The organism is Alcanivorax sp. 1008, assembly GCF_020667895.1.
GTDB lineage: Bacteria > Pseudomonadota > Gammaproteobacteria > Pseudomonadales > Alcanivoracaceae > PGZG01.
This window is the reverse complement of record NZ_JAFMPS010000007.1, coordinates 13,305-38,128: the sequence shown is the minus strand read 5'-3', so window position 1 is coordinate 38,128 and position 24,824 is coordinate 13,305. Positions and strand designations below refer to the sequence as shown.

20 protein-coding genes are annotated in these 24,824 nt (G+C 55.7%); 8 read left to right on the top strand and 12 right to left on the bottom strand.

Annotated features, from left to right (window positions below; genetic code table 11):
* Positions 1–46: 46 nt before the first annotated feature.
* From J1C54_RS09740 to ccmA, 8 genes are all read right to left on the bottom strand, one after another.
* On the bottom strand, positions 47–3,766 hold the full coding sequence (locus J1C54_RS09740) for a hypothetical protein (RefSeq protein ID WP_229146918.1): 3,720 nt from the start codon (positions 3,764–3,766) through the stop codon (positions 47–49).
* Positions 3,767–3,927: 161 nt separating this feature from the next.
* A complete protein-coding gene (locus J1C54_RS09735; RefSeq protein WP_229146916.1) occupies positions 3,928–5,334 on the bottom strand; it encodes an MFS transporter in 1,407 nt (468 codons plus the stop codon).
* A gap of 83 nt (positions 5,335–5,417) precedes the next feature.
* Positions 5,418–6,899, bottom strand: coding sequence for a RimK family protein (locus tag J1C54_RS09730; protein ID WP_229146913.1), 1,482 nt, complete (start codon positions 6,897–6,899; stop codon positions 5,418–5,420).
* 136 nt (positions 6,900–7,035) lie between these two features.
* A complete protein-coding gene (ccmE, locus tag J1C54_RS09725) occupies positions 7,036–7,503 on the bottom strand; it encodes a cytochrome c maturation protein CcmE (RefSeq protein ID WP_229146911.1) in 468 nt (155 codons plus the stop codon).
* Positions 7,504–7,527: 24 nt separating this feature from the next.
* Positions 7,528–7,707 (bottom strand): heme exporter protein CcmD, encoded by a 180-nt coding sequence (ccmD, locus tag J1C54_RS09720; RefSeq protein ID WP_229146907.1) that lies wholly within the window; start codon positions 7,705–7,707, stop codon positions 7,528–7,530.
* Positions 7,707–8,450: a heme ABC transporter permease CcmC gene (ccmC, locus tag J1C54_RS09715; protein ID WP_229147125.1), complete on the bottom strand. Its 744-nt coding sequence runs from the start codon at positions 8,448–8,450 to the stop codon at positions 7,707–7,709. The genes ccmD and ccmC overlap by 1 nt, the downstream gene beginning before the upstream one ends.
* Positions 8,451–8,452: 2 nt before the next feature.
* A complete protein-coding gene (gene ccmB, locus J1C54_RS09710; RefSeq protein ID WP_229147123.1) occupies positions 8,453–9,100 on the bottom strand; it encodes a heme exporter protein CcmB in 648 nt (215 codons plus the stop codon).
* A gap of 14 nt (positions 9,101–9,114) precedes the next feature.
* Complete coding sequence (gene ccmA, locus J1C54_RS09705; protein WP_229146905.1) at positions 9,115–9,750, bottom strand: cytochrome c biogenesis heme-transporting ATPase CcmA; 636 nt, start codon at positions 9,748–9,750, stop codon at positions 9,115–9,117.
* A 96-nt stretch (positions 9,751–9,846) separates the two neighbouring features.
* Here ccmA and J1C54_RS09700 point away from each other — a divergent pair, with 96 nt between their 5' ends.
* The 8 genes from J1C54_RS09700 (at position 9,847) to J1C54_RS09665 (ending at position 18,522) form a co-directional block, all read left to right on the top strand.
* On the top strand, positions 9,847–10,281 hold the full coding sequence (locus tag J1C54_RS09700) for a DUF4279 domain-containing protein (protein ID WP_229146902.1): 435 nt from the start codon (positions 9,847–9,849) through the stop codon (positions 10,279–10,281).
* 3 nt (positions 10,282–10,284) lie between these two features.
* The gene (locus J1C54_RS09695; protein ID WP_229146901.1) at positions 10,285–10,746 is read left to right on the top strand and encodes a CYTH domain-containing protein; all 462 of its coding nucleotides are present in this window, start codon (positions 10,285–10,287) and stop codon (positions 10,744–10,746) included.
* Positions 10,747–10,857: 111 nt separating this feature from the next.
* Entirely contained in the window at positions 10,858–11,712 is an 855-nt protein-coding gene (locus tag J1C54_RS09690) for a CHAD domain-containing protein (RefSeq protein ID WP_229146900.1), read from the top strand.
* A gap of 86 nt (positions 11,713–11,798) precedes the next feature.
* Complete coding sequence (locus J1C54_RS09685; RefSeq protein ID WP_229146899.1) at positions 11,799–12,623, top strand: DUF6502 family protein; 825 nt, start codon at positions 11,799–11,801, stop codon at positions 12,621–12,623.
* Positions 12,620–14,167, top strand: a complete 1,548-nt coding sequence (locus J1C54_RS09680; RefSeq protein ID WP_229146898.1) for a DUF5666 domain-containing protein — start codon at positions 12,620–12,622, stop codon at positions 14,165–14,167. The genes J1C54_RS09685 and J1C54_RS09680 overlap by 4 nt, the downstream gene beginning before the upstream one ends.
* Positions 14,168–14,333: 166 nt before the next feature.
* Entirely contained in the window at positions 14,334–15,191 is an 858-nt protein-coding gene (locus J1C54_RS09675) for a metal-dependent hydrolase (protein ID WP_229146896.1), read from the top strand.
* A gap of 89 nt (positions 15,192–15,280) precedes the next feature.
* Positions 15,281–17,539, top strand: a complete 2,259-nt coding sequence (locus J1C54_RS09670) for an acyl-CoA dehydrogenase (protein WP_229146893.1) — start codon at positions 15,281–15,283, stop codon at positions 17,537–17,539.
* A gap of 86 nt (positions 17,540–17,625) precedes the next feature.
* Entirely contained in the window at positions 17,626–18,522 is an 897-nt protein-coding gene (locus J1C54_RS09665) for an alpha/beta hydrolase (RefSeq protein WP_229146890.1), read from the top strand.
* 37 nt (positions 18,523–18,559) lie between these two features.
* On the opposite strand, the gene J1C54_RS09660 is transcribed toward J1C54_RS09665, so the two are convergent.
* The 4 genes from J1C54_RS09660 to J1C54_RS09645 are packed head-to-tail and all read right to left on the bottom strand — an operon-like array spanning position 18,560 to position 24,799.
* Complete coding sequence (locus J1C54_RS09660) at positions 18,560–19,714, bottom strand: alpha/beta hydrolase (RefSeq protein ID WP_229146888.1); 1,155 nt, start codon at positions 19,712–19,714, stop codon at positions 18,560–18,562.
* Between the two features lie 7 nt (positions 19,715–19,721).
* Complete coding sequence (locus tag J1C54_RS09655) at positions 19,722–20,543, bottom strand: SDR family oxidoreductase (protein WP_229146885.1); 822 nt, start codon at positions 20,541–20,543, stop codon at positions 19,722–19,724.
* A 47-nt stretch (positions 20,544–20,590) separates the two neighbouring features.
* Positions 20,591–21,772 (bottom strand): lipid-transfer protein, encoded by a 1,182-nt coding sequence (locus J1C54_RS09650; RefSeq protein WP_229146882.1) that lies wholly within the window; start codon positions 21,770–21,772, stop codon positions 20,591–20,593.
* A gap of 30 nt (positions 21,773–21,802) precedes the next feature.
* The gene (locus tag J1C54_RS09645; RefSeq protein WP_229146879.1) at positions 21,803–24,799 is read right to left on the bottom strand and encodes an SDR family NAD(P)-dependent oxidoreductase; all 2,997 of its coding nucleotides are present in this window, start codon (positions 24,797–24,799) and stop codon (positions 21,803–21,805) included.
* Between the last annotated feature and the right edge of the window lie 25 nt (positions 24,800–24,824).

Here is a 24,824-nt window from a genome sequence, read left to right as displayed (position 1 = left end):
AAAAAACGCCGCATCATGCGGCGTTTTTTATCGTCTGTTGCCAATCTCAGCGCGCCAATAACTCCCCAGAGTCATCAAACAGAGCCAGTCCCGAACGCGGTGCGTCAACCACGCCACTGAGGCGGGTAAAGCCACCGGTTACCGAAATCAAACCATCGGCCGCCTGGACAGAGTATGGCTGAACAATATCGGCAGGATTCCAGTCAAGCAGGGCAGCCAGTGAGTCCAGCGCTGCCAGACCGACTCTTGGCTGTCCCGCCACCTGAGTAAAGTCACCCACCGCGTAGATCACATCATCCGCAGCGGATAGCCCGACAACGCTGCCATTTGCCCCGGGACTCCATGCCAGCAGACCACCAAGCGAATCAAACGCCGCCAGATTTTCCCGCGCAGTATCAGCAACCGCTGCTCCCGCATTGGCAAAGTCGCCGCCGACATAAATGTCGCCGTTGAGCAATGCCATGCTGCGCACACGGCCATCCACCGCTGGATTCCATCCAAGCAGATCTCCATCTGTATCAAACGCCGCCAGATAGGAGCGTGCAGTATCTGCAACACCGCCACCGGCTAAAGTGAATTGGCCACCCGCATATATAGCACCGCCATCCGCCAGCAAGACATCAACACTACCGTTGGCCCCCGGGTTCCAGACAAGCGGAACACCAGTCAGGTCAATGGCTACAAGGTTCTGGCGAGATAGCCCTCCAACGTCACTGAAGTTACCGCCGGCATAAATCACAGCACCCGCACTAAGCAGCGCATTGACCTCACCATCGGCGCCCGGATTCCATGGCAGCAAGGTGCCATCCTGACGATCCAGTGCGCCCAGATAAGCGCGCCCTGTGTCCGCCACTGACTCACCCATCTGATCGAAACGTCCGCCGGCATATACTGCATCACCGTGAACGACCAATGACAACACATCATTATTCGCTGCCGGCGCCCACGGCAGCAGATTGCCATCCGCATCAAAGGCAGCCAGACGTTCTCTTGGCTGCGCCGATGCACCGCGAATTTGGCCCGCCACGGTGACCACACTATTCTCTGTGATGAGAGCATCGACCTCACCACTTAAGCCGGGGTTCCAGTCCAACAAATTATCGGCTTCATCGAAGGCCGCCAATGAAGTACGCGACTGGGTACCATTGATACCGGTCGCCAAGCCATAATCACCGCCAAGGTAAATAATTCCATCGGACAGAACCACCGCATTCACCACCCCATCGACTGCAATCGCAGAGTCGAGCACGCCGTCATCCGCATCAATCACGGCAAAGCCGCCCCGTGGGCTGCCATCAATAGCAGTGAAAGACCCTCCGACCAGCAGCCGGCCATCAGCTTCCAGCAGAGCATTTACTGCCATCCCAGACGGACCGGTAAATGACCAAGAGCGCGACGGCAGAGAGAAAGTTTCAGAAAGTTCAAATTCCGCCAGCAGACTTTGGGGCTGAGTGTCACCATTAACGGTAACCGCTGTGAATTCGCCACCAACAACGAGCTGACTGTCAGTAATAAGCAAGGTATTCACGGGGCCATTGAAGGAGCCCTGCGCCTGGACTGCGGTCCCGTCCGACGAAATCAGGCCAATGCCACCGGCATCAACAGAGCCAATCATGGTAAAACTGCCGCCCACAAGAATGGCATCATTGAAAGTTGTGATGGCCCGAACCTCTCCGTTAACAACCGGTGCAAAGATGCTATCCAGCTCGCCGCTTTCATTAAACAAAGCCAGATTACTACGTGGGGCTCCTGCCTCGCCTGCTTCCGCCGCACTGCTAAAGAGCCCTCCAACCACCAACTGGAGACCGCTACTGTACAGCGATTTCACCACCGCCCCTGGACCGCCCACGGAGCTGGCCCAGTCCAGCAAATTTCCCGCACTGTCAATGCGGGCTAGGTTCTGGCGCGGCTCGCCATTTACAGAGGAAAACTGACCGCCGATGTACCAGCCACCTACCCCATCTGCGGCAACGGCGTAAACCACGCCATTAACATCCGGAAAGGCCAATCCATGATCTGGCAGCGAGGTAAACGTCGCAGACGGCAGGCTTAAAGCACCTCCAACATTCTGAATCACCCGGGCGAAGTTTCCGCCAACAAAACGCTGCCCCAGCGGGTCACGTGCCTGCGCGAAAACGGATCCATTCAGGCCCCAGCTACGCGGTACGAAGCTGGTCCATGCGCTAAGAACGTCATTAGCCTGCAAAGCGAGATATACGGGCTGCTCAGCGGTCAGGCCGTTGATAGTCAGCGGTGGCACCACATCAGCCATCAAGGTGGCACCAAACAACGCGTACTGATCCAGCACAGTTTCTGGGTCAGTAGCGATATATAAATCATAGGTTGTATCTGGCTGAGTCGGCCAATCAAGCTCAACACGGGTAGGCCCCTGAACCCGAACACTGATATCACCATCATGAAGGCCCTGCGACCAAGGTACTGATTCAGGTCTGGCCGAAAAAGATGCCGTTAATGTGGCACTTGATGTCACCACTCTATCGGTACGTTGCGGGGTCAAAAGGCCATCGCTCCAGCGAACGAAATCGTAGCCAGCCGTCGGCGCAGCCACGACTTCAGTGGCATCTTCACCGTAGAAAACCGTTTGCTCTGTATCGCCCGTGATGGTGCCACCGGTTTCTGCCTGGTACGTCAGCGTTAATTGTTGGCGCTGGAAGATCGCCGTAACAGTCAAATCCTCCGTAATATTAGTATCACTACGCTTAACCGGAGGCACATTTTCTGGGTCACTATCAACCCAACCATCACTCCAAGCGACAAACTCATAGCCAGTATCAGGGGTTGCAATGACCTCGCTGGAGTCAAATCCATAGCTAACCGACTGTTCCGCGTCTCCAGTGATAGAACCGTTTTCTCCAGCAACATATTTGACAGAAAACTTCTCCAAACCAAACCAGACTTCAACCTGACACACACCAGTCACAGCGCTGGCACTGATAATTGGCGCCGTGGTGTAAACAGTACCGTCCAAACTACCGCCACAACCGCGAGTGCTCTCCACCACATAGTTGGCATCCGGCACCATATTGAATTGCGCCACACCTCCCATGGGAACATCCACATAGTCCGGGCCAGCGGTTCCGCCAAGCGTTCTCTGACGCAGTAAAACTCGATACACCGGCGTCCCCTCAGGGGCGGCGCCAACGAACGGAGCATTCACCCATGCGGCCATTGAGTCCAGCCAACTGGATAAACCCGCGCCACCATTGATAGCTGCACGTGCTGCATCAAGATCAAAGAAGTAAAGAGGCACCGAGTCAGGCTCGGCGTTATCCGAAACGAAGGGGTCTTCATCCAGACCGAAAACATCAAACACCTTCTGCGCCGCTTGCTGCACAGAAAGCTCCGGGTCCGCATCAACAAGCTGTGCAATAAGGCTGCTGTAGGGCGTGACATGACAGCTTAGCGTTGCGCTATCTTCATCAACTGAGCAATAGGCACGCAATTGTGCCGAATAAGGGACACCATCAAGCGTGCCGCCATCAGACACCACTAGTAGAGGCGAGACCGGATTGGTCAGCTGTATACTAAAGTTGCCCTGCGCATCCGTGATGGCTGAACCAAGCACCGTGTCAGTCCCATCAGTAATGGAAACTGTGGCGCCAACCAGCGGACCATTAATCACCTGCCCCTGAACCACCACCAGAGTGTCTTCGTCAGCACCACCGCCGCCGCTGCCGCCGCCACAACTGATCAAACCAAGCATGCCCAACAGCAACAGCATGCTCCGCAAAATTCTGATAATCATTTGAACGATCCTCTGGGCTGCCGCCACAACGTCTGGGCGCAGTATTTCTATCGGGCATAGACTGCCACTGATCCACTATAGGAAATCCGCCTGAGGCATCCAAGACAAGGTACAAAGAGACAACAGAAACGCTGTACTCAGAAGCATTAGCTTTACCGGGATTAACCCCTGTTTCCCGGCTCATCGTTGGCCAATTCTATGGGGGAGACTCCTGTTTCCGGGAGCCCCCCCTCTGCAGCCCCATCCTCGGCCTGCACATACTCCTGATCAGGCAGCAACATCTCGATATGATCAGCAATATCCCAGTCCGCTGGCTCGCCGGGGTGATGAGGCTCGAACTCTTCGTTACGAGGGTCCAGCTCAACAATTACTGGTGAAGATACCGGCACTACTGGAGCATAGTCGCCCTGCTCGCCCAGCGGGACCATATCGGCCGCGCGGAAGCGGTATTGCACCGCAAGCGCGCCAACAAGTAGGCAAACAGAGATAAAGACAAACAAGGCCGCTGCGCCAAATACCCCCATCAGCCAGGCCCCGATCAGTGGGCCAGCAATAGTGCCAACGCCATAAATTCTCAACAGCCCGGCACAGGCGGCCACTAGCTGATCGTTGGGCAGCTGGTCATTGGTCAGCGCCACACTGACCGGATACATACTGGTGGCCACAGCGAAAAACAGACCACTAGACAGAAACATCAAAGGAGTAGAAACACTGCCAAAGAATGCCACTAACATAGCTGCCACGCTGCCCGCACCCAGCAGCCCTGCCAATACCGTCAGCCTGCCGAGGCGGTCCGATAACCAACCAGCAGGCCACTGCAGCAATATCGCACAAACCACCGAAAAGCCCATGTACCGTGATAGCTCAGCGGTATCCAGCCCTCCACGCATGGCGTACAAAGGAGCAAGAGAGATAAATGCACCTATCGCGATTCCGGCAACCAGGACGCCGGTAACCCCCGCCGGCGCATCGCGAGACAAAGCTCGCATACTGAGCACGGCAGTATGTGAAGGCGACATTGGCACCAAACCACGAGTCAACGACAGGGGCACCAGCGATAACACAACCAGAATAGCCACCACACTGAACGCCACCGCCTTGGTGGGATCACTGGCACCAACAAGCAGCTGGCCTAACGCCGAAGCCATATAGAAGTTAATCGTGTAGAGCCCTAACAGCTTGCCTCGGGACTCATTGGTTGCGCGGTCATTAATCCAGCTCTCTGTAACAGTCATCAAGCCGGCCAGACAGAAACCCATCACCAGCCGCATGGCCGCCCAGGCATACTCAGACACCCATAGTGGATGCAAAAGGGTCACCGCACAGGCAATCGCAGCATAGGTTGAAAAGGCCCGAATATGGCCGACACTGCGAATCACCGCACTGCCCCAGGTCGCCCCCATAACGAAACCAATGGAGTAAAACGCCAGAATCAAACCAATGGAGGTTTCGGCAAAGCCCTCAAACTCCAACCGCAGAGACACCAGCGTGCCCAGCATGGCGCTGCCACCAATTAGCAGAGCGATGCTGAGAAATAATGCCGCCAGAGAGAGAACCACGTTAACCATGGGCGGCAGTCTAACAAGGAGCCGCTGGAATGCCAGTGCAGCAAATCAGTCCGCAACAAATGCAAAACAAATTTTACCTTCCTCTAGACCGGCAAGCCGAGACGACGAGCCTCCATCCTGCGCAAGAACTCCAGCATGATCTGCCGGTATAGATCCTCGCCAAGCCATTTATCTTCGACTCCGGAGTCGATATTCGGGTTATCGTTGACCTCCACCACCACGACTCGGTCGCCGCTCTGCTTCATATCAACACCATACAAGCCATTACCCATCAATCGAGCCGCCTTGGTGGCAACACGCAAAACCTTGGCCGGAACCTCCTGTATGGCCATGGTTTTATAACCACCACTGACCGTTTTCCCTTGTGAATGATTGTATATCTGCCAGTGCCCCTTGCTCATAAAATACTGGCAGGCGTAAAGAGGCTTTTTGTTGAGCACACCAATACGCCAGTCGTAATCGGTATACATATACTCCTGAGCCAACACCACTGCACTTTGCTTGAAGTACTCCACCAGTGCGTTATCCAGCTTCTCAACGCTATCTACCTTGCTGATTCCTCGTGAAAAAGAGCCGTCAGGAATCTTTAACACTACGGGCAAGCCCAAATCTTCCACCAACGCCTCAGCGTCCACCCGGCTATCCTTGAACAGGAAACGGGTTTTCGGCACCGGCACCTTATGCGCCTGCATTAGCTCGGCAAAATAGATCTTGTTGGTGCAACGCAAGATGGACCCAGGGTCGTCCATGACCACCATGCCTTCCTTTTCTGCCTTGCGGGCAAACTGATACGTGTGATGGTCCAGCGCTGTGGTTTCGCGAATAAACAGGCCATCATATTCCGCCAGGCGGGGGTAGTCTTCTCGACCAATCAACTCAACATTGATGCCAAGTTCGGCTCCCGCTTTGATAAAGCGCTTTAAAGCAACCGGGTCAGACGGCGGCAGCTTTTCGTTCTCGTTGACCAACACTGCAAGATCGTAACGAAATTTTCGGCGGCTACTGGACTTACGCCATACCCGAGCGTTGAACGCCTCGATTGCTGCGGCGAAAGCATCCTCTTCCTTGCCCTTAAGCTGGTGCAAGCCGACGGATTTTACTGATTCGATATTCCACTCTTCGCGGCGCCGAAACTCGAGCTGCAAAATTGGTGCGGGCAACTGATCAAAAATCTGCCGGGCAAGCTCCTGAATGCCTTGATGCTCAGTCTGCCCGAAGTAAAGCTTTATAGAGAAACGATCCTTGGATTCACTATGCTTTTTCATTGCCTTGTCGAGGGCCGCATCAAAGGACTCAAAGTGAAGCCCGTAAAGAGACTTGCGCGACAGGTCGTTAACGGTCCGTACGGACGGAAGCACCCTGTGCCCACGAGCCTCTGCTAGCAGCGAGGTATAATAGCCGGGACTGAGGTAGCGGTAATTTCTGCACAAATTGATGACTTGCACCCTGCCCGGAGGAAACTGGGTGCCACCATCAAGATATTCATTGGCGGTCATCAAATGGCGCGCGGGGTAGTAAGCGGCCCAATCCTTGATATCCTCAACGACCAGAACGACGTGGGTCATATTGCTTCCTGTGGGCAACTTGGTAATAACGACACTTTAGCGGCTGAAGCAGTTTTATCGCCAGTGGTTAGAGAAAAAGACTGCAACGAAAAAGCGCCCCTGCCGGGGCGCCATAGCCTGCTTCGGCAAAGGCGGCTCAGTAGCCGTCTTTCTCGGCCTGCTCAGGCTTGGCTCCCGGATGCCCCGCCTTCTCCAGTGCCTGCTGTACTTCCGGCGGCATATAGAGCTCATCATGCTTGGCCAGCACTTCTTCCGCCTCAAAGTAGTCCTGCCGAACAAGTGTCCCGTTGGCAACAATGCCCTGCCCCTCACGGAACAGGTCAGGCAGTATCCCCTCGTAGCGGACCGTAAAAGTGCCGACGCCATCAGTCAGATCAAATAGCACACCAAGACCATCCTTATCACGTCGTACCGAGCCGTCCACCACCAGCCCACCGACCCGCATCTGGGCACCCTCTGGCGCCTCACCGCTGACAATTTGTTGGGGCGTATAGAAAAGATTGATGTTCTGGCTCAATGAATACAGCACCAGGCCTACGGCGATGCCCAGACCGGCTAACACACCGACGATAATCAGCAACCGTTGCTTGCGAAGCGGGTTCATTCAGTTCCTCCAGTCATGCAGCCGTTACAAACTGCCCTGATCCCGTCGCGCCAACCGACGGATTTCGTTCAACACCAAACGCTGACGCCGATACGCCAACCACATATTAGTGGCTATTAGCAGTGCAGAAATCCCGTAGGCAGACCAAACAAAAGGCCCATGAGTTCCCATCTGCAGAAAAGCAGCAAAAGATTCAAAGTACATCACACCAGCTCCTTCACCCATGCGCTCTTACGTTCGCGCCAAAGCAACTCAGCGCGAGCTCGCCACAGCACCGAAACCGCGAACAGCAAATAAATGCCAAGCATGCTGATCAGCAACGGGGTCAGCATCTCTGCCGGCATGGTGCTACCCCCGGTTAGCTTGATGGTGCTGCCCTGATGCAGGCTCTGCCACCACTCCACCGAGTATTTGACGATCACCACATTGATCACACCCACCACAGATAGCAGACCTGCAGCACGGCCAGCCTGGCGAGGGTCCGGAATGGCATTGATTAACGCCATCACACCGAGATACAGAAATAGCATGATCAGCATGGAGGTCAGGCGTGCATCCCAAACCCAGTAAGTGCCCCATGTGGGCTTACCCCAAATTGCCCCGGTAATCAGGGCAATGGCCGCAAGCACAGCGCCAAAGGGAGCAATCGCCTTGATCATCACTTCGGCCATTTTCATTCGCCAAACCAGATTCACCAACCCAGCCACACCCATTGCGACATAACCGAGTAATGCACCACCAGCTGCCGGCACGTGAATAAAAATAATTCGATAGCTATTGCCCTGCTGATAGTCCTCCGGCGCAAACGCCAGCCCCCATACCAACCCGACGGCCGTAGTAAGCAGGGCTATCGGCCATAACCAAGGCAGCAAAACCTCACTAAACCGATAGAAGTAACGGGGCGATCCGAGCTGGTGATACCAGCGTGTCAGGGTTTTCCAGACCATCATCAATTTCCCGAACTGATTCGTAAACCGGCCGCCACCGCCGCCGGCGCCAGAGTGAACGAGGCCAGCATCATGGCACCGAGCAAAGCCAGAACACCGGATACCGGTAAACCTTTTGCGGCGTAGCTGACCACCCCGGCACCGAACACCAGCACCGGCACGTATAGCGGCAGCACCAGTAATGACAACAGAATACCGCCACTGCGCAGAGATACCGTCAATGCCGCACCAATGGCGCCAATGGCAACTAATGTGGGCGTACCCAGCAGCACCGCGATGAACAGCACACCGATTGCCTGCTCCGGCAAATGCAACATATAACCGAGCAATGGTGCCATCACCACTAGTGGCAGCCCGGTCAGCATCCAGTGCGCCGCCAGCTTGGCCAGCACCGGCACATACAGGCTCTGCGGCGCAGTCAAGAGCTGCTCCAGCGCGCCGCTATCGTGGTCGGCACGAAACAGCCCATCCACTGACAGCAATACCGCCAGCAACGCCGCCACCCAGACCACTCCCGGAGCCAGCGTTGCCAGCAACTCAGGCCGTGGCGACACTCCCAAGGGAAACAGCGCCACCACCATGACGAAGAAAAAAAGCGGGTTGATAATTTCCGCAGGACGTCGCCATGCCAGCAACAGCTCCCGCTGCATGGTCGCAGTAAAACTCACCTTACCTCTCCGCGGCCGTCGCCGAGCCGAATCTGACGCGCGTCACCGTTAACCCTGTGGTGCGAGCTATACAGCACCAGCGCGCCAGCATCTGCCAGCTCTCGCAAGCGCGCTTCAATCAACGCCACGCCATCGACATCCAGAGCAGTAAAAGGTTCGTCCAGCAACCACACAGACTTGTTTACCAACCAAAGCATAGAAAGCGCCACGCGGCGGGTCTGACCAGCAGACATTTGCGCCACTGGCACAGTTTCATAGCCGGCCAGACCCACACGGGACAGCGCTTGCTCGGCCTGAGCCACGTCAAGAACACACTGATGCAGAGCCAACCACCAACGCAGGTTTTCCAGCGCTGTCAGTTCGACTCTCAGCCCAGGGCGATGGCCAATAGTGAGCAGCTGCTGACGGGGATCCTGCCCAGCGGAGCGGGCCGCCGGCCAATCCACGTGCCCGGAGAAGTCACCATGCAGGCCGGCAATAATACGCATCAAGGTAGTTTTGCCAGAGCCGTTCGGCCCGGCCAACTGCCATACCTCTCCAGCCCGGGCAGCGAATGACAGGCCATCAAACAGGACACGATCGTCGCGTTCGCAGGTCAACTTGTCAGCTTGCAACAACGGCAGGTCGGTCACGGCGTTCCGTATTGGCAGGATTCAGAGGGCGCGAAGTATAGCATGAGGTGTTACCGTATCCTGCTGTATAAAACAGGACCCGGCAGGGGCTGCGGGATGACTGAACATCATGTTTACTTTGCTGTATTCGGCTACCAGGACGAGCCTCTGGCTATTACCCTGCTGGCTGGCCGGGAACCGGATGAGATCTGGCGTAAGGGCGAGAGCTATTCCGCAGTTCTGCCGGAGGCAACGCGCACCGAGAACCGATGGATTATCAGTAGCGGTCTGGACCACTACGCCAGTCATAGCGATCACTTTGAGAAACTGATACTAAAACTTGAGCGGCTCGGCCCGACATTACAGCAGCTACAGCAGCGCTATCGCTGTGGCGTTGGCGTGTCACAGTACTATTTTATGGATGATCCGGCGTTCTATTTGCCGGACCAGCTGATCTCCCGGTTTCGCCAACTTGGAATCCACGTCGCATTCAACCAGCTGGCACTGGACAATAGTGGCGACGACACTCTGCCAGACAACCATCTGGAGTGAACCATGGCCACAGAAATCGAGCGCAAGTTTCTACTGCGTGAAACTGCATTTCTGGAGAATCTGGAAGGTCAACGGATCTGTCAGGGCTATCTAAGCCACTCTCCTGAAGCCACCGTGCGGATTCGCCTGGCGGGAGATCAGGCCTTTCTCACCATTAAAGGGCGCAGCACCGGTATCCGCCGGGCGGAGTTCGAGTACCCGATCCCGGCCGAGGATGCTCTGGCCATGCTGGCCCTTTGTGGTCAGGGCCGCATCGACAAAACCCGCTACCGGGTCAAGGTCGGCAACCACACCTGGGAAGTGGATGTGTTCGCCGGAGACAACCAGGGGCTGATAGTGGCAGAAATCGAACTGGCCAGTGAACAGGAAACCTTTGTCAGCCCAGACTGGCTGGGTGAGGAAGTCAGCGATGATCCCCGCTACTTCAACAGCCAGCTAAGCCAGAAACCTTACCGCAGTTGGTAATATTGCTACTGTCATAAAAGTTTCTTTTGATGCCAATGCATGCACCGGGCAAGGTTGCCCCCGTAGGGATAAAGGTCCGTGCGAAGGATTCGCCCGCAGCGAGAATACGTAATGTCCAAATCCGCGATTGAGCCCCTTGTCCAACACGCCTTGCAGGTTCACGACGATGTCTCCGAAATGCTCGCTGACGATGAGATACTCGGAGATGACGTCATTCATGGCATCCGGGTGGCAAGCAAGGAACTGCGCGCCCTGTGGCAAGTGATCAAACCTCTGCTTGATGACAATCGTGCGAAACAGTCTATTAACGAACTACGTGATGCAGCGGCCACTCTGAGCGAAGCACGTGATCGCTATGTCATCATCCAAACCCTTGAGCGCCTTTGCCAGAAAGCGCCAAGCAAGGATGCCCGTAAAGCCTTAACTGCCACTCTGGACAAGCTCTGCAGCCAGAAGCAAGAAGCAGACCGCGGCACCGCAACCGCGGCACAGCTGCATGAGTGCTGGCAACAAGACAGGCAGCGCTGGCAATCTCTCGACATTAGTGTGGATAGCAACATACTGCTCGCCGAGGGCTATGGCCGACTCTATCGCAAAGCCCATAGACTGACCCGCACAGCACTGCGTAGCGACGATATTCAGCACTGGCATGCACTGCGCAAGTGGACCAAATACCTGAGCCTGACCCTGCCCGTCTATGCCCAATCGGCAAAACTTGAACGGCTCACCGATGACATCACCCGGCTTGGCAAGAAGCTTGGTCGACTGCACGATCTCGACCGTCTGCTGCTAGCAGTGAATGAGCTTGACTGGACTGATGATGACCCCGAGCGAGGTGCCTATGTCTCGCATCTGGTTCGTCGGGAAATCGGCAATGTGGTTAGTCAGTGCAGTAAACTTGCGAAAGCTCTGTTCAACGATGAGCCACGCCAGTTCGTCGTAATGGTGAAACGTCTACGCCGTTAATCCGTCAGGAGTCGCTTGACGGATGAACCACCGGTCATCAGATTCGCCTTGCATCCAGCCATAAGGTTGGTCATATTTTCCCAAATATGGAAAATACAACCTCTACTATCCTGCTCGCACTGGCCCGACTGCTACGCCCGATCGTTCGGGTTTTGCTGCATAACAAGGTGTCCTACGCGACCTTCGACCAGATCGCCCGGCAGGTATTTGTCGAGGTGGCAGACCAGCATTTTCGTCTTGATGAGCGCAAGCAGACCAACAGTCGCATTGCCGTAGTTACTGGCCTGTCGCGTAAGGAAGTACTTCGTATCAAGCGTGAGCCGGAGCTCACAGACCGTGATCTGGGCAAGCAATTTCACCGCGCGGCACGGCTGGTCTCCACCTGGAACAACGAAGCACCGTTTGCCAGCCAACCAGGCCAACCCAAGGTGCTGCCGTTTGACGGCCAGCCTCTATCGTTTAGCGCTCTGGTAGACCACTGTGGCGGCGACCTGCCACCGCGGGCCGTACTCGACGAGCTGGCCCAAGCAGGCATTACCAGCATTGACGAACAACGTCAGGTTACCCTGCATGCCCGCAGCTATGTCCCTGGCCGTGATGAAGCACAGATCATGAGCATTCTCGGTACCGACGTAGGCGATCTGGCAGAAACCATTTCCTACAACCTGAATGCGCCGCCGGGCGGCAGCCGCTTCCAGATGAAAGTCTCCTATAACAATCTGCCGGTAGAATCTCTCGACCAGTTTCATCGCTTGGCCTCAGAGCGAGGTCACGAGCTATTGGTAGAGTTTGACCAATGGCTGCGTCAGCGCGACCGTGACACCAATCCTGCCGTTCAGGGCACTGGTCAGGCACGCGCTGGAGTCGGGATCTATTACTTCCAGTCCCTTCCGGAGGAGGGACAGCAATGAGCTTCAAGTGCCTTTCCTCAACTGTTCTCAGCAGCCTGCTATTGATGCTGGTGGGATGCAGTGACCCAGGCTCCACGCGGGTCACGGAGGGAGGCATCGGTGGCTCCGGTGACGGCGACGTGGCTGAGGGTGGTATTGGCGGCTCTGGCTCCGGCACCACTACGGGATACGGCTCCCTTTATGTCAACGAACACCGCTATTACCAGATCGCCGAAGACGCCTTGATTTGGCTCGACGGCGAGTTGGTAGCTCCGAATACCATTAACCCGACGGGTCAGGGCTTACCTCTGGGCCTTGTGGCCGAGTTTGTCCTTGGCGAAGACGCGAACGTAGAAATGACCAGCGGTACAATCCGCAAACTGGTGGCCAACCACAATGTGATTGGCCCGATCACATCACTGGAGCCGCTGGCGGTACTCGGCCAGCCGGTGCGCACTTCCGCCGATACCCTGCTGGATAACGTCGTACTGGCGAATTTACTCGCGGGACAGGATATCAAGGTGGCCGGCCAGCGAGATCAGACCGGCCAGATCCGCGCCAGCCGTATTGCCAGCGCCCCGGCAGCGCCGTTCTGGCAGCTCACAGGCCGGATAGAAGACAAGGATATGCATGGCTTCAGCATTGGCGATCAACGAATTGAAATCCTGTCGCCAGCTATTACTTGTGATGGACCTCTGACTAATGGTCAGCAGGTGCTGGTGCGAGCCCAGCCACAGGCTGGTTTTAGCAAGGGCGATGCGCTCTCCGGCGTCACTGAGGTCCTGTGCCTGGCCGATGGCCTGAGCCTGTTCGGTGAAGATGCCCCAGCCACCCTGCCGGCGACCGCCGATGGCTATATCACCGGGATTCACCTTAGTGCGGGTAGCGGTTTGCCAGTTCAAATCAGTCTTAATGGCCAGATAGTCGATCTGACCAATGTCCTGCCGGTATTGTTTGCAACTCTGGCGTCATTGGAACTAGGTACCCGCCTGGAGGTGGACGGCGTGCTGGATACCGCAACTGGTGTGCTGGAGGCGCGCCGGCTGCAGCTTCGCGACGAACTAGACCTATTCGAAATTATCGCTCCGCTGGTGCGCCTTGAGGACGGCACGGTAATGGTGCTCGGCCAACCACTTATAGGCCTACCAGTTGGCGATGGTTCGGTGCTGGACGGACTGACCGATGGGAGTACCGCCCTGCTGACTGGCTTTATAAACGGCGACGGCCTTGTTGTAGTTAAGGGAGAAACCGTAGCCGACCAACTGGTATCACTGCGCGGAGCCATTCAAACCATCGACGCTCCGGCTGGCCAGTTTATCGTCGCCGGGATCCCGTTCCTGCTCGACAGTGCAAACTCCATCAACCTTCTTGGCGAGGACGGTGTACTGGTCAGTCTGCTCGATACCATCCTCTGCAATGACCTGTTGCCGCTGTTATGTCCACCGGGCAGCGGCCCGCAAGTGGATGACTCCCTGATCGGCATGCTGGCTGATATCAGCGATTCAAGTGCTGTTACAGGTGGGCTGGAAGGTGGTGACTTGATTCTCGCTAACCCTGCCCCCTAAACGACTGGCAGTGCCGACCAAGCGATTGCTTGGTTGACATCTGCGCCCATTCGAATCGGTCATTCCGGTCAAGCCGAGTAGCAATAAAGTATTAGACAAGTGCTGGCATCCCTCTTTTGACGACTGTACCATCGGTCAATGTAATCATTTGAGAGGCACCGTCGCTATGGCTATTGCAGTTCAACCAATTCGTCGCGATATCCGTTTCAAGCTGCCCGCCGACCGCGTCACTGACTGGCACGGTAGCGGCATGCATGTGAGCCAGTTTCTGAACACCATGAGCCTATTCTTTCCCGTGGGAGAGCGCTTCTTCATTGATTCAGTGCGTCACTTCCGCGACCACGCCACGGATGATGCCGAGCTGAAATCAGCGATCACCGCGTTTATTGGTCAGGAGGCCATGCACGGTCGCGAACACGAAGAAATGAATGAAATGATGGAGCAGGCGGGTATGCCAGCTATGGCTCAGGAGAAGTTCGTTCTTGATCTACTCAATTTCATCCAGAAACGAACACCGAAAATCTTCCAGCTATCGGCCACCGTGTCGCTAGAGCATTTGACCGCTATTCTCGGTGGAGCCCTGCTGGATAACAGCGACGTATTTTTTGAAGGTGCCGAGCCACGCTACAAGGCTATCTGGCAATGGCACGCACTGGAAGAAACAGAGCACAAAGCAGTGGCCTTTGACCTGTACAGCAAGGTGATGGGGAAAACCCTGCAGGCCTATGCGCTACGAACCATTACCCTGCCAATTGCCACTGGCATTTTTCTTGCGATTCTATACCCGTACTACATGGAAAACCTGCGCCGTACTGGCGGACTCAAGGGCGGCAGAAAAGCCATTAAAGGTCTATGGACCAGCTTTCAGCACCAGTGGGGCAAACCAGGGATTCTGCGGCAAGTAGTCAAACCGTGGCTGGACTGGTTTAAACCAGGCTTCCACCCGTGGGATCACGACAACAGCCAATACCTGAAAGAGCTCGACAGTATGCTGTCCGATGTTCTCGAGAAAAAAGCGGCCTGACCAGTCAGTCCAGAAGAATAAAGGCCGCTCACGCGGCCTTTGTTTTTTGTCTGTTACAGTGGCTGCACAATTTGCACAGGAGTGTAGCCATGTTTTCTCTACTACTAGACTGGATGCGGGATAATCAAATCCTGCCTCAGATCTCGGATACCGAACGTCAGGCACTGGAAGCCGGTGACGTCTGGATTGACGGCGACTTTTTCTCTGGCCGTCCTGACTTCGAAAAAATACTCAAAGAAAATTACGACAAGCTGCCACAAAACGAGCAGGATTTTCTTGACGGCCCGGTGGAAGAGCTCCTGCGCCTTTGTGACACCTACAAACTGTCACGGCAGCGCAAAGTGCCAGATGAAGTTATGCAGTTTCTGGCCAAGAACGGTTTCTTTGCCATGCAGATCGATAAGGAATACGGGGGCATGCCTTTCTCCACGCTGGGCAAGTCCTCTGTCATGGCGAAGATCACTCCCTACTCTGGCATTCTGAGTGCTCTGGTAGTTATTCCTAACTCACTGGGTGCCGCTGAGCTACTGCATCACTACGGCACCGAAGAGCAAAAAAAGTATTACCTGCCGAAACTCGCTAGTGGTGAGTTTATTCCCTGCTTTGGTTTAACAGAACCTACCGCCGGGTCGGACGCTGCCTCTATTAAGGCGGATGGTGAAGTGTTTCGCGATGAGGATGGTGAAATTAAATTTCGCCTGAATTTCCGCAAACGCTATATCACTCTGGCACCGATCTCCAACCTGATTTCTCTCGCAGTACGATTACGGGATCCGGATAATCTGCTAGGCAAGGGTGAGGATGTGGGCATCACTGTGGTGCTGATCGAGAAAGGAGTGGCGGGGCTGCACATTGGCGACCATCACGAACCCATCGGTGATGCCTTTCCAAACGGCCCCATCGTTGGCCGTGACGTCGTTGTCCCTGCAACAGACATTCTTGGCGGTATCGACTATGCCGGCAAGGGCTGGAAGATGCTGATGGAATCTCTGGCCGGCGGTCGCATGGTATCGTTGCCCGCCTCCGCCATCGGCTCCATGAGCGTTGCGGCTTCCGCCATGGGCGCCTATTCCATGGTGCGCCAGCAGTTCGGTATTCCAATTGGCAAAATGGATGGCATCTCCGCCAAGGTCGGCAAGGTTGCCGCACTGAGCTACATGTTCGAAGGCGCTCGCGTGTTCGGTTGCTCTGCGCTTGATGCCGGGATTCAGCCACCAGTGGCCTCTGCAATTATGAAGGCGTGGTCCACCGAAGTTACTCGCGAGTGCGGCATCGATGCCATGGATGTGCTTGCCGGCGCTGCGGTGATGCAGGGGCCCAATAATGTGGTAGGGCGTAACTACTGTTCCGCACCGGTGGCCATTACTGTGGAAGGGGCCAACATCATGACCCGCACACTGATGGTGTTCGGACAGGGCGCCACCCGTTGCCATCCGTATGCCTATAAAGTGGTACAGGCGGTGGAAAGCAATGATGTATCCGGGTTTCGGAGCAACCTGCTGGGCTGGATCTGGCAATTTGTCTCCGGCTTCCTGATGACTTTGCTACGTGGCGTAACCCGAGGTCACTTCACCGTATCAATACCAGATGTGGCACCAGAAACGCGGCACTGGTATCGCCGCCTTGGCTGGGCGGCAAGCCGCTTTGGTCTGATGACGAACCTTGCCATGTTTCTGATATCCGGCAAGTTGAAATCCCGCGGCAATCTGACCGGGCGCTATGCTGATGCAGTGGCCTGGATGCTATTAACCGTATCCGCCCTGAGACGCTACGAGGCCGAAGGCCGACGCCGAGAGGATCTACCCCTGCTCGACTACGCCTGCCAACACGCCATGGCACAGGTGCAAACCGCCTTCGAAGGCATCTATGAAAACTTCGGCGGGCCGATGGGCTTTATTCTGCGCACAGTGGGGCGCTGGTGGTTAATGATCAATCCACTGGCCCATCACCCTTCGGATGCACAAAGCGCTGCCGCTGCAGCAACCGTACAAAAACTTGATGAGCAGTATCTACGCCTGAATAAAGGCAACTACCTGCCAGCGGAAAGCGAACCAGGTTTTGGCCGTCTGCTGAAAGCATTTCGTCTGACCGGCGAGGCTGATCCGTTGCGCGAACTAATCCGTAAAGCTCAGTACAGCAAGCAATTGCCACGTGGCAATACCGACGATCTGGCTGAGCTTGCGGCGGAGAAAGGTGTGATTAGCGAGACCCAAAAAGCCCGGCTGATTGAGGCTCGCGTGGCCGGCCTGGAAGCCATTGAAGTGGATGTGTTTACCGCCGAGGAGTTCTATGGCACTGCACCGGCCTCCAGCCTTACTGCCAGCGGTGATGGAGGGCAGTCCCGCTGATGTCTCAATCTGACTTACTGTACTGAAAAGGAAGCGGCTAACATGGCCGCTTTCCTGTTTTCAGAACAGCGTTGAAGGATTGAGATATGCCGAGTGTTACCGCCCGTATTATCAAAATGTTTGCCCGCCGCACCATCAAACGCGATGGCCTTGATCATGATCAGCTGGTTCGCCACCTGCGCAGCCACTTCAATCACACCCCGACAGTAACCATATTGCCGCGGGGTGTGCGCTGCAGAACTCTGCAAACGCAGGGCTTCGAGGGTGATCTGGTCACTGTGAAAACGCCGCTCATGACTGTTTTCTATATTCACGGCGGCGCCTACATCGCTGGTGTCACCCGCACCTATCACAATCTGGCCGGACGGCTGGCCAAAGAGTTGAATGCCGCCGTCTACCTACCACGCTATCCATTTGCCCCGGAAGCACCGTTCCCAGCAGCGGTGAACCGGATGATCGAGGGTTATCGCTTCCTCCTCGATGAAGGCCATGATCCAGCCAACATCGTGGTCAGTGGTGATTCCGCCGGCGGTGGTTTATCTCTTGCTCTGCTGATCGCCATACGAGATCAAGGCCTGCCGGCGCCTCGTTGTGCGGTGTTGTTCTCACCAGGGTCCAACGCTCTTGCTGATGGCGAAAGTGTGCAGCGCAATAGCGACAGTGACGCCATGCTATCCGCTGATATGATTCATGCCGTTACCGAAATCTATGTGCCAAACAGGAAAGATCGTATTCATCCCTACGCCTCCCCGGGGCGTGCTGATTACAGCGGCCTGCCGCCCATGTTTATCAGCGTCGCCACCGATGAAGTGTTGTATAGCGATGCGGTTTCGGTACGTAATCAGGCAGAGAAGGCTGGCCTTAAGGTAGAGTGGCTCGAGCGCGACGGACTATTCCATGTCTGGCCGATCATGCTGCCGTTCCTCAAGGAAGCGCGCGAAGATTTGCCCAAGTATGTCGATTTCATTCGTCGCTGTGGCTGAACAGCATCGCCAATCTGACGCTCCATGGGGATGTCCGTCACGATAGCTTACTCAGGGATCTGCGCATCAGTGTACGCATCAGCTGCAGATAGTCTCTTTGCTGCAGATGCATAACGTGATTGCCGGGAAACCAGTGCAAATCACTACCCGGCCAGTGTTCATGCAGCAGCTGCTGATAGCGTGGCGCGGTAAAACGATCGCCTGCACCAGCAATAATCAGCAGCCTGTCCGCCGGCACCTGCGGCTGCCAGGTTAACGGGCAGTGTATTGCCGTGGCATGCCTGATATCGGTGAGATCAAGACCAGCCTTCGGTAACATGCGTTGAAAGGCTTCACGAAGTGGCGCCCACTCCATCAGCATGTCAGTCGGCGAGACCACTGCTGCATTGGGCATGGCAAACGCAAGATCTTTTTCCACCGCAGCCATCAAGGCAGAAAGATAACCGCCCAGACTCAACCCACTGATACCGATGCTCGGTACTCCCAACTCACGAAGGTAACGCATAAAAGTACGCACCTCATGGATCGCCTGGAGCATGGTTTCGTTGGTCTCGGCAAAGCCGTGGCTGAAATAGCCAAATCCGCTAAACGGTTCGAAGCGCTCGCGCCGGCTGCCATGAAAAGGCAAGGTATACAGCAGAACATCCCAGCCTTGGTCATAGAACCAGCGCAGTGAGAACATGGCACTGTTAATCCAGTAGGCATCCATAGAGTAGCCATGTAGAAAAACCAGCGTCGGCCTTGGGCCCCCTGGATGGGTCCAGTGACGGGCTTCGGCAATTCGATTTTTACCATGGCTGGCAACTCGATCTCGCAATGCCGGGTTGAGCGCCTCAAAGGTGCTATCAAAGCGCAGTGTTCGGCTGTCGATACCAGGCACTGGCTTTTTCGGTCGACTGATACGCACTGCCACCTGATCGGTGGGCGGCATAAATACCTGCGATGGATCACCGCGATCTGCCAGGTCACGATAAAAACCCATTTCACCAATCTGCTCTGCCAAAGGGCGTTTGCGCAGGTTATTGGCCATCGCCGCAAGTACTCCAGCAGCCAGACCATTCTTGAGCACATGATCCACTGCTGCTGAAGCGCCCACCTTGAAGCGGTGCTGGCGATCGAGCGGCGTATCTACTGGGCGGCGGTGATAGTCCACCGGCAGGGCCAGCCACCACGGCTGATTCGAGGAAGTCATGACTCGTTTATTTACCACGCATAATTTTAAGGCCGGGGGCCACCGCCAGCTCCCAAACTCGCCGGGCATTATGGAATGTGGATACAGACAACTTACCGTGTAACGGAAAGATAATTTCAGGAAGATTCTTTACAACACCGGCAAGTATGGCCTGCGCCGCCTGATCCGGAGAGATAGGTCTGACTGGCGTTCTTTTGCGAATAAAATCGAACGGGCTGTCGTTGCCCAGTTTCAGCTTCTGCATCTGCTCAACACCAACAATATTGGTTTCGACGATACCGGGGCAAACCGCACTAACACGTACACCATATACCTTGGCTTCCTCACGCAGTGACAGGCTAAGGCCCACCACCGCATGTTTGGTCATGGCGTAAAGCGCCAACATCGGGGCCGGCATCAGACCGGCGATTGAGGCCGTATTCACGATATGACCAAAGCCCTGCGCTCGCATTACCTCATAGGCAGCCAACGTGCCATACAGCACACCCATCTGGTTAATATCGATGGTACGCTGCCAATCAGATTGCACGTTGTCTTTCAACTCGCCCGTGATGGCGATGCCGGCATTGTTGAACAGGTAGTCCAGCGAACCCTTTGCTGCAACATCGTGAATCAGCGCAGTAAAGGCTACCTGATTGGTGACATCCAGTTGCTGTGTGGTCAGCTTGCCATTACCAGAGTGGCCAGAAACCAAGGCCTTGAGGCCGTCATCATTCACATCAGTGGCGACCACATGGGCACCGAATGACAGTAACTTTTGGGTTAGCGCCCGGCCCATACCAGAGGCTGCACCGGTGACCACCGCCGTCTTGCCGTTGAACGCCTTCATATTCCCCCCGACCCCTGTTGTTATAAGTGTGACATCATCGTACCGAATCAGTCGCGACGATAAAGGGTGACCACGCAGGCACCACCCAGACCAAGGTTATGCTGCAGCGCAATCCGCGCATTCTCCACCTGACGCTTGTCCGCCTGACCGCGCAACTGCCAGACCAGCTCGGTGCACTGGGCTAGCCCAGTGGCGCCAAGCGGATGGCCTTTCGACAACAGGCCGCCAGACGGGTTGGTCACCACCTTGCCACCGTAGGTGTTGTCAGCATCCCAAATAAACTTCTCGGCGCCACCCTCAGGACACAGGCCAAGACCTTCATAGGTGAGCAGTTCATTGGCGGTAAAGCAGTCATGCAGCTCAACCACATCAACGTCCTCGGCGCCGATACCGGCCTCCTCGTAAACCTTTTTCGCTGCCGCCTTGGTCATATCATAGCCGACCATCTTGATCAGCGACTTCTCCTCGAAGCTGCTGGCGAAGTCGGTGGTCATGGCCTGCGCTGCGATATACACCGGATTGTTGATACCGTGCTTTTTCGCGAATTCATCCGAACAGAGAATCGCAGCACCAGCACCGCAGGTCGGTGGGCAACACTGGAACCGGGTCAACGGATCAAACACCTCCTCGGATGCCATGATCTCTTCCAAGGACAAAACCTGATTGAACAGTGCATAGGGATTATTGGCGGCATGTTTGCGCGCCTTCTCCGCAATTTTCCCAAAGGTTTCCCGCTTGGTGCCATGCTGCCAGCGATACTCACGACCGGCGCCACCAAACATCTGTGCTGCCGGTGGTGCCTGGGTGAAGCCCTGCTCAGTGATCATCAGCTGGGCATGCTGGCCCATAGGGTTTTCGCGATCATTGAACTTGGAGCCAAGGGCGCCCCGTTCCATTTTTTCAAAGCCGACTGCGATAACGCATTCGGCCAAGCCGCCCTCAATAGCCTGACGGGCAAGAAATAACGCTGACGATCCCGTAGAGCAATTATTATTAACATTAACCACCGGAATGCCGGTCAGCCCCAGCTCATATACTGCACGCTGACCACAGGTGGAATCGCCATAGACATAACCACAGAATGCCTGCTCGACCTCGTTATAATCTATCCCGGCATCCGCCAATGCCTTCTTTCCCGCCTCCGCTGCCATAACATGGTAATCATCACTGGCGCCAGGTTTGGCGAACTTGGTCATGCCGACACCGATTACATTCACTCGACGTTTCATCTTCGTTCTCCTGTTGTCTGTGTCAGCACTTCACAGTGCATCTTCAATCTGGCGAACCAGCGTGACGTTACCATCGACACGCACATCACCCTTCTGATACAGCTCGCGCAAACCATGCTTGCCATCGACCCAGTCAGCCAGCTGGCTGTCGCCAACAGTGACCGTGGCAGCGGCACTGTCCGCCTTGCCGGTTGACAGCTTCGGCGGCGTGACACTGAAATCCATCACCCAGTCCCCGTCCGGATCACGCACCCGGAAGTGAACCGCGCCAGAAAGCCCCGTGGCTTTGGCCAGCTTCTGCTCCAGTGCCGCCATGGACTCTGCCGCACGTGCCTGTTTCGGCGCCGCTTTGGCTGCCGGCGCCGCTGCTTTCGTTGCACCGGAGGCAAGACGTTTGTCACGGGCCTGGTCGACCAGTTTCGGATCCATGCCCTGCAATACCGACAGCTTGTTTGAGGCCATGATATTGCCGTGCACTTTCAGCTGGCCGCTGAAGTAGAGCTTCTGCACTTCCGCCACATCACCGCCAAACAACACTTTGACCAGAGCGCTATCCAGTTCCAGCGTCACATCGGGCTTGTCAGCCATGCCACTGCCGGCAGAACCATTGCCATTTTTCAGGTCGATAAAGAAACTTTGCTCCGGGTTATGGAAAACGAACTGGAACACGGTACTGGTTTTCCCGACCAGTTCCGGTTTGGCGGCGATATAGGCCGATATGCCGTTGAACACATCATCAAGCGTCGGCTCCTGCGAAGCAGCCGGCGCCGATGCCGAAGATGCTGAGCTGGAACCGCCTGCGGCAACACGTTTGGCCCGGGCTTCTTCCACCAGCTTCGGATCCATGCCCTGCAGCACGGACAGCTTGTTCGAGGCCATCACATTACCGCCGATCTTCAGCTCGCCACCAAAGTACAACTTCTGCACCGCTGCGAGATCACCGCCAAACAGGGTCTGCACATGCCTGGTGTCCAGCTCCAGGGTCACATCCGCCTTGTCAACGCTACCAGCGCCGGCGCTGCCAGGAGCAGATTTCAGATCAATAAAGAAACTCTTATCCGGATTGCTGAAGTTGAACTGGAACGAGGTCTTGGCCTTGTCCACCAGTGCCGGCGTTGCTGCCACATAGCTGGCAATCGCCGAGAACACATCTTCCAGGGTGACCGAGGTATCGGCGGTGGCAGAAGTTTCTGCCGGTGCTGCGGCCTTCGGCTTGACCTCAACCTTCGGCACTTCGCGATACAGCTCCACTGCTGCGTTCTTCAGCACCACTTCGTCGCGTTCCTTCACCCGGGTTTCCAGAATGATGCGGTCGTCAGACTCCTTCCACATCTTCGTCACCAGGGTTTCGCCGGGGAACACGCTTTTAGCAAAGCGCACCTTGATGCTCTTCATCAGCCGGCCATCGTTATTGCAGAATGCCTTGATTACGTGGCGGCCGGCATAGCCGTAGGTGCACAGGCCATGCAGGATCGGCCGGTCATAGCCGAATGCCTTGGCAAAAGCCGGATCTGCATGCAGCGGATTCCAGTCCCCACACAGGCGATACAACAGGGTCTGATTGGCGTCGGTCTTTTCTTCGATCACCGCATCCGGGGCACGCTCCGGCGGCACATTGATATCCGCACTCGGGCCGCGATCGCCACCCCAGCCACCAGCGCCTTTCACAAAGGAAGTCATCTCGTTATAGGCAATCTCATCGCCGTTTTCATCAACAGTGGAAATGGCAAAGGTGACCACCGCATTCGGATCTTTATCAAATGCTTCCTTGAAACGGAAGATATGCTTCAGCTTTGCATTGCGCGGCAGCGGCCGGCGAATCTCGGTGAGCTGCTCGCCGTGCAACAATCGGTCAAAGCCGAAGTTCATGCCCGGCAGGGCGAACTTTCCTTCTTTCGCAGCCTTCAGCATAGCGCCGATCTGGGGCATCACACCAAAGGTCGGCAGCGCCTGAAAATCGCCACCTAACTCATAGACAAACTTAAGCTCATCCTTGTCCATAGGATCGCGCGCGGCACCGACACTCAACGCATACAGCGCCAGATCATTCTCATCGTACTCAGATTCCAGTTCCAGCTTCGCCTTGCTGGCCACGTCCAGATCAATAAACTCATTACCACCCAGGCTCGGGTTATTGATGTTGTTGAGAATCGGCATAAAGGATTCGTTGATACTGGTCGGGTGCTCGGCATCAGTGAAGTCCGTTATCTTTGACCAGCGAGAAGCAACATCGTCAATGCTGAATTTTTTACCCAGCGCAAACACATTGCCCTGCGCCCGCTCCCAGCGCAGCTTGGCGATATAGCCCGCGCCAACTTCAAAAACGCCTTTGGTTTCCTGACAGCTTTCATGGCTCAACCATGCCACCAGTGGGCTGACCGCATCCGGGTTCAGGTGCTTGAGCAGCTCCGGCGGCATCACTGTTTCGGTCAGACGTGAGGCAGCAATGGGGGCAATGGTGTTAACAAAGATATTCTTGCCGCGACCTTCTTCGGCAAGACAATTGGCAAGTCCAGCAATACCCAGTTTGGCAGCACAGTAGTTGGCTTGGCCAAAATTTCCATAAATGCCTGCCGCGGAAGTGGTCATAATGATTCGACCATAGCCCTTCTCGCGCATGATCGGCCAGGCAGCATGACTGACGCTCATGGACCCGGTCAGATGCACTTTCAAAATCAGGTCCCAGTCAGCCTGGGTCATCTTGGCAAAGCTAACGTCTCGCAGAATACCGGCGTTGTTAATAACGATATCTACGGTACCGAAGGCATCAAGTGCGCTCTTGACAATGCTCTCACCATGCTCGACGGAGTCATAGTTAGCCACGGCTTCACCGCCGAGCGCCTTGATTTCTTCCACCACCTTATCTGCTGCTGCCGAGGATTTGCCACCACCGGTAGCGGTACCGCCAAGGTCATTGACTACCACTTTGGCGCCCAGACTGCCAAGCAGCAGAGCATGGGAACGACCCAGGCCACCACCGGCCCCGGTCACGATCGCGACACGACCATCAAAACGCAGCTTGCTCATTATTCTTCTCCCTGTTTCAGATAAC

What these genes read in the sequence shown, in the direction of transcription:
- J1C54_RS09740 (WP_229146918.1), bottom strand. Translation starts at nt 3,766, where the DNA reads ATGATTATCAGAATTTTGCGGAGCATGCTGTTGCTGTTGGGCATGCTT.
- J1C54_RS09735 (WP_229146916.1), bottom strand. Translation starts at nt 5,334, where the DNA reads ATGGTTAACGTGGTTCTCTCTCTGGCGGCATTATTTCTCAGCATCGCT.
- J1C54_RS09730 (WP_229146913.1), bottom strand. Translation starts at nt 6,899, where the DNA reads ATGACCCACGTCGTTCTGGTCGTTGAGGATATCAAGGATTGGGCCGCT.
- ccmE (WP_229146911.1), bottom strand. Translation starts at nt 7,503, where the DNA reads ATGAACCCGCTTCGCAAGCAACGGTTGCTGATTATCGTCGGTGTGTTA.
- ccmD (WP_229146907.1), bottom strand. Translation starts at nt 7,707, where the DNA reads ATGTACTTTGAATCTTTTGCTGCTTTTCTGCAGATGGGAACTCATGGG.
- ccmC (WP_229147125.1), bottom strand. Translation starts at nt 8,450, where the DNA reads ATGGTCTGGAAAACCCTGACACGCTGGTATCACCAGCTCGGATCGCCC.
- ccmB (WP_229147123.1), bottom strand. Translation starts at nt 9,100, where the DNA reads ATGCAGCGGGAGCTGTTGCTGGCATGGCGACGTCCTGCGGAAATTATC.
- J1C54_RS09700 (WP_229146902.1), top strand. Translation starts at nt 9,847, where the DNA reads ATGACTGAACATCATGTTTACTTTGCTGTATTCGGCTACCAGGACGAG.
- J1C54_RS09695 (WP_229146901.1), top strand. Translation starts at nt 10,285, where the DNA reads ATGGCCACAGAAATCGAGCGCAAGTTTCTACTGCGTGAAACTGCATTT.
- J1C54_RS09690 (WP_229146900.1), top strand. Translation starts at nt 10,858, where the DNA reads ATGTCCAAATCCGCGATTGAGCCCCTTGTCCAACACGCCTTGCAGGTT.
- J1C54_RS09685 (WP_229146899.1), top strand. Translation starts at nt 11,799, where the DNA reads ATGGAAAATACAACCTCTACTATCCTGCTCGCACTGGCCCGACTGCTA.
- J1C54_RS09680 (WP_229146898.1), top strand. Translation starts at nt 12,620, where the DNA reads ATGAGCTTCAAGTGCCTTTCCTCAACTGTTCTCAGCAGCCTGCTATTG.
- J1C54_RS09675 (WP_229146896.1), top strand. Translation starts at nt 14,334, where the DNA reads ATGGCTATTGCAGTTCAACCAATTCGTCGCGATATCCGTTTCAAGCTG.
- J1C54_RS09670 (WP_229146893.1), top strand. Translation starts at nt 15,281, where the DNA reads ATGTTTTCTCTACTACTAGACTGGATGCGGGATAATCAAATCCTGCCT.
- J1C54_RS09665 (WP_229146890.1), top strand. Translation starts at nt 17,626, where the DNA reads ATGCCGAGTGTTACCGCCCGTATTATCAAAATGTTTGCCCGCCGCACC.
- J1C54_RS09660 (WP_229146888.1), bottom strand. Translation starts at nt 19,714, where the DNA reads ATGACTTCCTCGAATCAGCCGTGGTGGCTGGCCCTGCCGGTGGACTAT.
- J1C54_RS09655 (WP_229146885.1), bottom strand. Translation starts at nt 20,543, where the DNA reads ATGAAGGCGTTCAACGGCAAGACGGCGGTGGTCACCGGTGCAGCCTCT.
- J1C54_RS09650 (WP_229146882.1), bottom strand. Translation starts at nt 21,772, where the DNA reads ATGAAACGTCGAGTGAATGTAATCGGTGTCGGCATGACCAAGTTCGCC.
- J1C54_RS09645 (WP_229146879.1), bottom strand. Translation starts at nt 24,799, where the DNA reads ATGAGCAAGCTGCGTTTTGATGGTCGTGTCGCGATCGTGACCGGGGCC.